Origin of the sequence: Nostoc sp. ChiQUE01b, from assembly GCF_034531255.1 — a bacterium.
GTDB lineage: Bacteria > Cyanobacteriota > Cyanobacteriia > Cyanobacteriales > Nostocaceae > Nostoc.
In genome coordinates this window covers 71,893-79,903 of record NZ_JAVRBM010000040.1, presented here as the reverse complement: position 1 = coordinate 79,903, position 8,011 = coordinate 71,893, and the positions used below count along the sequence as shown (strand labels likewise).

Below are 8,011 nucleotides of genomic sequence, written 5' to 3'. Positions count from 1 at the left end.
TGCTGAGTGCTGAGTGCTGAGTGCTGAGTGCTGAGTGCTGAGTGCTGAGTAAAAATACTAGTTCCTAGCCCCCTGCTCCCTGCTCCCTGCTCCCTGCCTATTTTCATGCTTGGTGATGTACGAAGTTCATGGGGACTACCTTCAAGGATAAATTAGCTTTGAACACTGTAAAATTAACTACTAAATTCTCCTATTGCCATATACTGGTATTTTACTATTAATTCTCCATAAAAATAGCGGAATAACCAGAAATTAGCTCAATTCGTTGCTTTAACCATTCATAAAACAAGTCTGAGATAATTTTTAAGCGCAACATCTCGTCCAATTGTGGCTCAATGAGTTCCTCAACCAAAATCAGATGCGCCCCAGTCGATGTCAATATTGGTTTGACAACTTGCGGTGGAGTTGCCGCAAAGACAGCAGCAGAAATTTCTGGTTTCAAATTTGCACGGTTTAATATGCCTCGATATCCTCCTTTTCTACGTAGTTCTGTATCTTGAATATATTGATGAGCAATTTCATGAAAACTCATCTCACCTTCACCCAATGCGTAAAACAGTTCCATAGCCAAATCAAAATCATCTAAAACCACTTCATACATAACTACTTGAGCATAATCAATCTGGTGTTCTACAAAGAAAGGTTCAACTTGATCTACAAACAGATGTTGAGCTAATTTTGAGGAAATTACTGTGTAATAAACTAATTCTTCAAACTCGTCTAGAGATAAACTGTGTTTTTGTAGCCATGACCAAGTAGCATCAGCACTAATCAATTTGTTCATCAGACGCAAGCTATCTGCCGCTTGCTGTAGTTCTTCTGGCTCGACTTTAATACCAACCTCTTCTGCCGTCTGTGAAATAATCTTGCGAGTAAGAACACCTTCTATCACAGAAGGAATTTGACATGAAAGCTTGATTTGATTGATAATTTCGTCTAGAGAAACGGTTGGTGCTTCTAACATACTAAAACTCCTTAGCGATCAAATTGAAGCTGAATTTGAAAATGTTAAAAATGAAACATTAAAGAGGAAATTTTGGAAATCTCCTTTTTTTTAGAGTTTCAAACCACCTTTTTGCAACTTTTTAAACGGATCTAGTACAAAATCAACAATACGGCGCTGCCGAACAATTACCTCAGCAGTTGCTGTTTGACCAGGCGTTAAAGCAATACGTTTGTTTCCACTTTGAATATAAGTCTGTGGCACTGCAATTTCTAATTCAAAGTTTTCTATATTACCTTGGGCAGTTTCCACAACTTTGGAGTCTGGTGAAATCCAGTGGAGTTTGCCTTCTATCACTCCATAATCCTGGAAAGGATAAGCATCAAATTTAATTTTGACTGGCATTCCTACACGCAGAAAACCACTTTCTTGACTAGGCATCTGTGCTCTGAATATTAGAGGTACTCCATTAGGTGCAATTTGAGTCACCATCTGTCCTGGCTGTACAACTGCCCCGGCGTTATTGATAGACAACTGAAAAATTGTGCCATCAATTGGAGCGCGGAGTGTTTGCTGTTGTAATTGAAATTGCAAAGAATGAATTTCTTTTTTTGTTTGAGAAATTTCTGATTGTAAATCTACAGCTTGAGCCTGGAGTTCTTTCAGTTGTTTCTGACTATCCAAGACTGCAAGTTCACCTGTGCGTCTAATACGTTGATTAGTACTTTGTTGTTTGCCAATCTCGGTATTAGTCTGTTGAATATCTGATTGAGCTTGTTCTAAAAGTCTTTGTCGCTCAAACATTGCACCTTCTATTTCTTCTAATTTACTCTTGGAAATAGCGCCCTTTTGCAAAAGATATCGATAACGTTGTACTTCGTTTTTAGCTAGTTTGAGACGACCGACTTCTAGGGCATATACTTGTTTAGTGGAATTAAATTTTTGATGTATTTGGTCAAGTTGAGCAAGTTGCTCTGATTCTTGAGCTTGATTTTGCAATTGCTGAGTGCGTAAAGACATTTGCAGCTGATTTTTTAATAGCTGAAGCTGATTAACTCGATTCTGTTGACCCTCAAGTTTTGTCTGAGTTTGTTGCAGTTCAGTACGAGTTAATTCTGATTCCAATTCTAGTAAAATTTGCCCTGAAGCTACAGTTTGGCCTTCTTTTACCTTGATGGCTGTAACTTTTCCAGTAACGGGGGCATCTAATCTCACAGTTCTCCCTTGGGGTTCAAGTCGTCCTCTGGCGCTACCTGTTTCGTCTACTTTGGATAGCATTGCCCAAGGTAAGACGATCGCAGCAAATACTACTAGCCAATACAACAAGCCGCGTGTCCAAATCCGTGGTAAGGTATCAATCAGTTCTTTTGTTAAAGAAGACCAGTCTTCACCTTGAGGTGCATAGGATTTTGGCTCTCGTGAGGATGGTGTTTTTTTGGAATCGTTCGAGTCCAGTTGACTACTAGGGTAGTGACCGTTCTGACTGAACTGCTCTTGATTAGTAAATTCATTTGGCATAATTGGTCACTCGATTTTAGATTTTGGATTTCCGATAGTAAAGCGTTAGCGAGTCCGCGTCCCTTGCGCGTCTCGTAGAGAGCGTCTTTTGGATTAACCTCTCCTTATAAAGATGAGGCTTAAATATTGAAAACTTTTGTTTTTTTCTCCGTAAATAGAGAGGCTTGAAACCGTTTTTTGGATTCTAGATTTAGATTTAATCCAAAATCCAAAATCTAAAATCCTTGCATTGTCTTGGTCATACCATTTTGGATTTCAAATACTGGATTTTTCTGGTTTCTAGCAAAGCTAAAGAACGAAACCTGAAGGGGCTTTTTAGTTCAAATTGCTATGGTAAGTTGCTGTTGATTCAGGTAGAAGTAGTGACCGCGTTTAGCCATTAATTCATCGTGAGTTCCACTTTCAACTAAAAGACCTCTATCTAGCACCAAAATTTTGTCAGCACTGCGTACTGTTGAAAGACGATGAGCAATTATCAGTGTTGTTCTATCTTGAAGAATTTTGTTGAGGTTAGTCTGGATGATACGTTCAGATTCAGCGTCAAGACTGCTGGTGGCTTCATCTAAAATCAGCAGTTGGGGATTTCCTACAAGGGCCCGGGCGATCGCTAGCCGTTGTCTTTGTCCACCAGACAGGGTTCCTCCCCCCTCACCGATTTGTGTTTCATAGCCCATCGGTAATTCTTTAATAAATTCATGCGCTCTTGCTTGTTGCGCTGCTTCTATGACCTGTTCTAAAGTTGCTTCGGGATAACCTAAACTAATATTTTCCCGAATCGTACCACCGAAGAAAAAAGTATCTTGGTCAACCACACCAATTTGAGAACGGAGCGATCGCAATGAAAGGCTGCTTGTATCATAGCCGTCAATCAAAATCTTCCCTTCTGTGGGAGAATACAGCCCCAATACCAACTTGGAAATGGTTGTCTTTCCTGAACCACTGCGTCCCACTAGTGCGATCGTTTGCCCTGGTTGCACTTCAAAACTAATATTTTCTAGCGTGTTGACATCGCTTTCTGGATGATAGCGGAAAGTAACTTTATCAAAGACAATGTAACCACGCATTGGTGGCAAGGATTGCCGAGATGATGAGTGCAAGTCTTCTTCTGGTTCAGCGTCAATCACATCATTGATGCGTTCAACGGCAATCACCACCTCTTGCAATTCATTCCATAGCAAAATCAGTCGCTGAAAAGGATTAATTACATTACCTAGCAACATATTAAAAGCGACAAGTTGCCCAATCGTGAGTTCGTTTTGTATCACCTGCCACGCTCCAAACCACAGTAATGCTGTGGTGACTACAGCTTCAATGCCAGAGCTAAATATTTGCAGTGTGTTGCCAATCACCTGCCCGGAAAAGGTCTTTTTAACTGACTTGCCAAAAAGTTCTTCCCAATTCCAGCGCACAGACTGCTCAACTGCCATAGATTTGACAGTGCGAATACCAGTCAGAGATTGTATCAAATATCCTGTTTCTTCGTTATAAGCACCAAAAATCTCGCGGGAAACACGCTGCAAGAATGGTGTAGCAATCAGTGCCAGTAATACGAATGGCGGCACAATTACCAATACAAGCAGTGCCATCTTCCAACTGTACCAGAACATCAATCCTACGTAAATGAATACTGTTAGTAAATCGAGAACGATAGACAGTGCTTGACCAGTTAAGAAACGTTGAATCTTACGGTTTTCCTGTACACGAGAAATAATATCTCCCACGTAGCGGGATTCAAAATAGTTCAAGGGTAAGCGGAAAGTATGGTTAATAAAACCTACAATCAAGGCTAGATCCACTCGGTTAGCTGTGTGGTCTAGAAGGTATTGCCGCAGTCCAGTCATGGCGACTCGGAATAGGCTAAAGATGAGTAAGCCTATCCCTACAGCTGTTAGTGTCAGGTCACTGCGTTGTACAACAACTCGGTCTAACAATAGCTGAGTAAATAGCGGTGTGATCAGTCCAAAAATCTGAAGCAGGATGGAAGCTATAAACACTTCCAACAAGACCAGCCAGTGAGGTTTAGCTAATTCAAAGAACTGCCAAAAAGGAGTGCTGGCTTCCTTTGCATCTTTAAGTAGGGCGGTAGGTTGTAGTAATAAAGTATAGCCAGTCCAACCCGCTTTGAAATCTGCATGAGAGAGGGTACGCTGACCAATAGCAGGGTCTGCAACGATAACGCGATCGCTTGTGACTTCGTAGACGACTATGTAGTGTCTTCCTTCCCAATGCACAATAGCAGGTAAGCTTGCAAGAGCTAGTTTGTCTAGACTGGCTTTTACAGGTCGAGTTGAAAACCCAATACTTTCAGCCGCAGCCGCTAAACCTCGTAGGGATGCCCCATTGCGGTCAACATTAGCAATGTCTCGTAATATATTGACACTAAAACGCTTGCCCCAGTAGCGCCCAACCATCACCAAGCAAGCTGCACCACAGTCAGCGGCGCTTTGCTGTTCAAAGTACGGATATCGCTGGGTGATGCGTTGCCAAAAATGACCAATTTTTACAGTTGGGTTTGGGAAGTAAGCCTTACTGATTTTTTTTTGGGAACTTGAGTATTGGGAATTCTGGGTGTCCACAGCAGTGACCTCAACTCTTGGAACCACTGCACGGCGCTGCATCCCTGTGTCCTCTTTCTCCCTCTCCCCATCGCCGAATCGCAGAATGTCAGAGCTAATCAGTTGAGCCAGTTGTGGCTCTTTTGCGATCGCTATTTCCCAATCTTGATGGCTGAGGCTGTAGATTTGGCTTGGTTGACTCACTTGCCAACTACGTTCTTTGGGTAACTGCTCAACAGCATAGATATTTCCAACAGTAAGCTTGCATCCTGATGTGTGCAATAGTTCTCCTCGCCGCAGTAACCAAAGTTGCTGGTCTTTGAGTAGAGAAGATGGGAGTTTGCCAGTTTGGAGATTATGCTGTTGGAGTAATGGTAATATTTGCATCAATCCTTCTACAGGAGCATTGACAAGGCAAGGAATCTGACGAAATAACAGCAGTAGATCCCAAAGTACAGCTTGACGGTGAAGATGTTGCCCAATAGAAGGATACTTGCGGATGAGCGATCGCAAACAATCTCGCGGAATATAACCAAGTTTGAGATTTACTGAAGCCCTAGCTGTGTAAGGTTGAAATTGTTCTTCTGGAAATAGCGTTAGTTGAGCAAATGATGTTCCCGCACCTACAGAGGCGATTAAATTATCGGTGCGATCGAGCAATCTGACTTTACCTGCCAGAATTATATAAATACCAACGCTTGCGTCTGCTGTTTGCCAGAAAAGTTTGCCTGCACTAGGCTGGAGAATTTCAATTTGTTTGATGCAGTCTGAAAGTTCCTGTTCTGAAAGAGCCTGACCCAGAGTTTGGGCAAGCTGTTGAGTGGAAAATTCTGTTTTGTTCTGAACCATGAGTTGTAGGGAGCTTAATGGCAGAATTAGTTACTTGTCTTAGCGAAATTGAATGACCACCGAAAATCAGGCTCTGCATTTGGTAGCAGGTTGTTTATAGTAATCCGAGGATTTTTTGTGTTATCAGTTTCTTTCTCGGCAGTTTTGCGTGTCTGTCGAGTTGAAAGTCCCATTTCTTTGAGCAAGCGGTTGATGTGGCAGCTGCTAACCTTAATCCCCAGTTCTTTAGCCAGATGCTTGCTTAACCATTGTCCTGTCCAGCGTTCAAATGAATAGCCATACTCACGCGGACTATGGCTTGCTAGTTCTTGCAAACGAGCGAGATATTGCTCATTTACAGCTTTGGGACGACCAAGAGGGCGATCGCTCCAATGGTGAGCTTGACCTGTTTGGGCCATAGTAATCCAGTGCCGTGCTGTCTCCTGAGAGCATCCTAATCTTTCACAAATTTGAGTCTGAGATTGCCCTTCATCTGCCAATAATATGATTTCAATACGACGGCGGTATTCTGGACGTAAATCTGTTTCTAGACTCTTGAGCAAAAGCTTACGCTGAAACACTGTTAAGTATAAACTTTGCTTGTCCACAGCAATTCCTCCTGGTATAACTTGCAATGCCCAGATAGAAATCAATCTGGATAATCCTTGAGAACCTTTGTTACTTCTCTGAATCAAAACTCCAGGAATTCCACAACTCGTTACAAAGCTTTACAATAATCTGGTAAACAGTCACAAGTGTGGCTTTTCAGGCTTTGGTGGTGTGACAAACTAAAAACAGCACCATCTACAACAAAAAACATAGCTTCAGTTTCAAATTAGATGATTCGGGGTAGTGACGCACTATTGCACTGTAATTTTTCAGATAAAAGTACTTTTATTTTTGAATATTAAATATTTGAATAATTAAAACATAACTCATTGAATTATGGATAAATAAGAAGTTTTTAAGTCTTGAAATTATAGATTAAATTTCTGATGATTGAAATGTGATTAGGCAATACACAGCTAATCCAATTCTAAACAACTTCATCTAAGAGGAAAATTTCAATGGCAACTATCAACATTTCTAATTTACGTCCTACTGGTTCGGAGCTATTTTCTGATTCTGAAGGCTATATGGATGATTTAGTTGATAGCGATATTGGCGCTATTAAGGGTGGCTCACTGGTGGAAGTGCTTGCTGTGGTAAGTATCTTTCTTGCAGGTGAAGGAGAAGCTTACTAACCTGTAATAAAGTAGTTTAGCGCTAATCCTATTTCAAGCAATTTCATCTAAGAGGGAAAAATTCAATGGCTACTATCAATATTTCCGATTTACGTCCTGTCGGTTCCGATCTGTTTTCTGATTCTGAAGGCTACATGAGAGATTTGGTTGACAGCGAATTTGACGACCTCTACGGTGGTTTGCCATTCTTGGTATGGACTGTAGGCTACTATGCTGTCCGATCTTCAAAATGGTGCGTTGCCGGTGCTGCTGCTGGTGTTGCCGCCATCGGTGGCGTTGTTGGCTGGAATAATGCTTACTAGTACTAAGGTTGTAGTTATCAAATTAGCTATGATTTTTTGCCTAACAGCGATTTCTTTCAGCTATCGAAGAAGTCAGTGAAAATCAGTTTGCTAGCTCCTGAATGCCATCTACAACTTTAATATTAGAGCTAACCAAAAATTGAATCAATGAATTAACGTAAATACTCAAAGGAGGACACAATGACAACTATCCGTATCAGCAATCTCGATCTTTCTGGGCTTGATCTGCTTTCAGATGAAGAAAGTTATCTCAATGAGATAAATAACGAAGAGTTTGATTGGATTCATGGCGGTGGAAGCCCTGTTGGTATCGCCGTTGTAGCTGGCATAGTTGGCATATTTGCTGGGTCTGTAGCTGTATCTAAAGAACTCAGGAAATTTCATGATCGTAGAGATGGGTTTACATCCTTTCTGTAGACTGATAAAAATAAGATGAAAGCCTCCTGAAAAAGGTTTCAATTTTTAATTATTCTGGCTTTAAAAACCTTTTTCAGGAGGAAGTTTAGAATTTATTACAGCAACTTATAAAATAACAAAAAAATCAACTTTGCCTTTTTAGAGTGTGGATAGAGCAAATTGTTCAGAGGCAAGTATAACTAACTGGTATTAAATAAAAATCTC

7 protein-coding genes are annotated in these 8,011 nt (G+C 41.0%); 3 read left to right on the top strand and 4 right to left on the bottom strand.

The genetic code is table 11. From position 1 onward, the window contains the following. Window positions 1–217: 217 nt before the first annotated feature. The 4 genes from RMY63_RS24075 to RMY63_RS24060 form a co-directional block, all read right to left on the bottom strand. Entirely contained in the window at window positions 218–964 is a 747-nt protein-coding gene (locus RMY63_RS24075; protein WP_322731129.1) for a peptidylprolyl isomerase, read from the bottom strand. Between the two features lie 90 nt (window positions 965–1,054). Next, window positions 1,055–2,461: an HlyD family type I secretion periplasmic adaptor subunit gene (locus RMY63_RS24070; protein WP_322731128.1), complete on the bottom strand. Its 1,407-nt coding sequence runs from the start codon at window positions 2,459–2,461 to the stop codon at window positions 1,055–1,057. 320 nt (window positions 2,462–2,781) lie between these two features. Continuing rightward, window positions 2,782–5,865, bottom strand: coding sequence for a peptidase domain-containing ABC transporter (locus RMY63_RS24065; protein WP_322731127.1), 3,084 nt, complete (start codon window positions 5,863–5,865; stop codon window positions 2,782–2,784). A 26-nt stretch (window positions 5,866–5,891) separates the two neighbouring features. Continuing rightward, a complete protein-coding gene (locus tag RMY63_RS24060; RefSeq protein WP_416212547.1) occupies window positions 5,892–6,452 on the bottom strand; it encodes a helix-turn-helix domain-containing protein in 561 nt (186 codons plus the stop codon). Window positions 6,453–6,911: 459 nt separating this feature from the next. Here RMY63_RS24060 and RMY63_RS24055 point away from each other — a divergent pair, with 459 nt between their 5' ends. The 3 genes from RMY63_RS24055 to RMY63_RS24045 all read left to right on the top strand — a co-directional run bounded on the left by RMY63_RS24055 (window position 6,912) and on the right by RMY63_RS24045 (window position 7,807). Continuing rightward, the gene (locus RMY63_RS24055) at window positions 6,912–7,088 is read left to right on the top strand and encodes a hypothetical protein (protein ID WP_322731126.1); all 177 of its coding nucleotides are present in this window, start codon (window positions 6,912–6,914) and stop codon (window positions 7,086–7,088) included. Between the two features lie 65 nt (window positions 7,089–7,153). Next, window positions 7,154–7,390, top strand: coding sequence for a hypothetical protein (locus RMY63_RS24050; RefSeq protein ID WP_322731125.1), 237 nt, complete (start codon window positions 7,154–7,156; stop codon window positions 7,388–7,390). 180 nt (window positions 7,391–7,570) lie between these two features. After that, window positions 7,571–7,807 (top strand): hypothetical protein, encoded by a 237-nt coding sequence (locus RMY63_RS24045; protein ID WP_322731124.1) that lies wholly within the window; start codon window positions 7,571–7,573, stop codon window positions 7,805–7,807. Window positions 7,808–8,011: the final 204 nt, after the last annotated feature.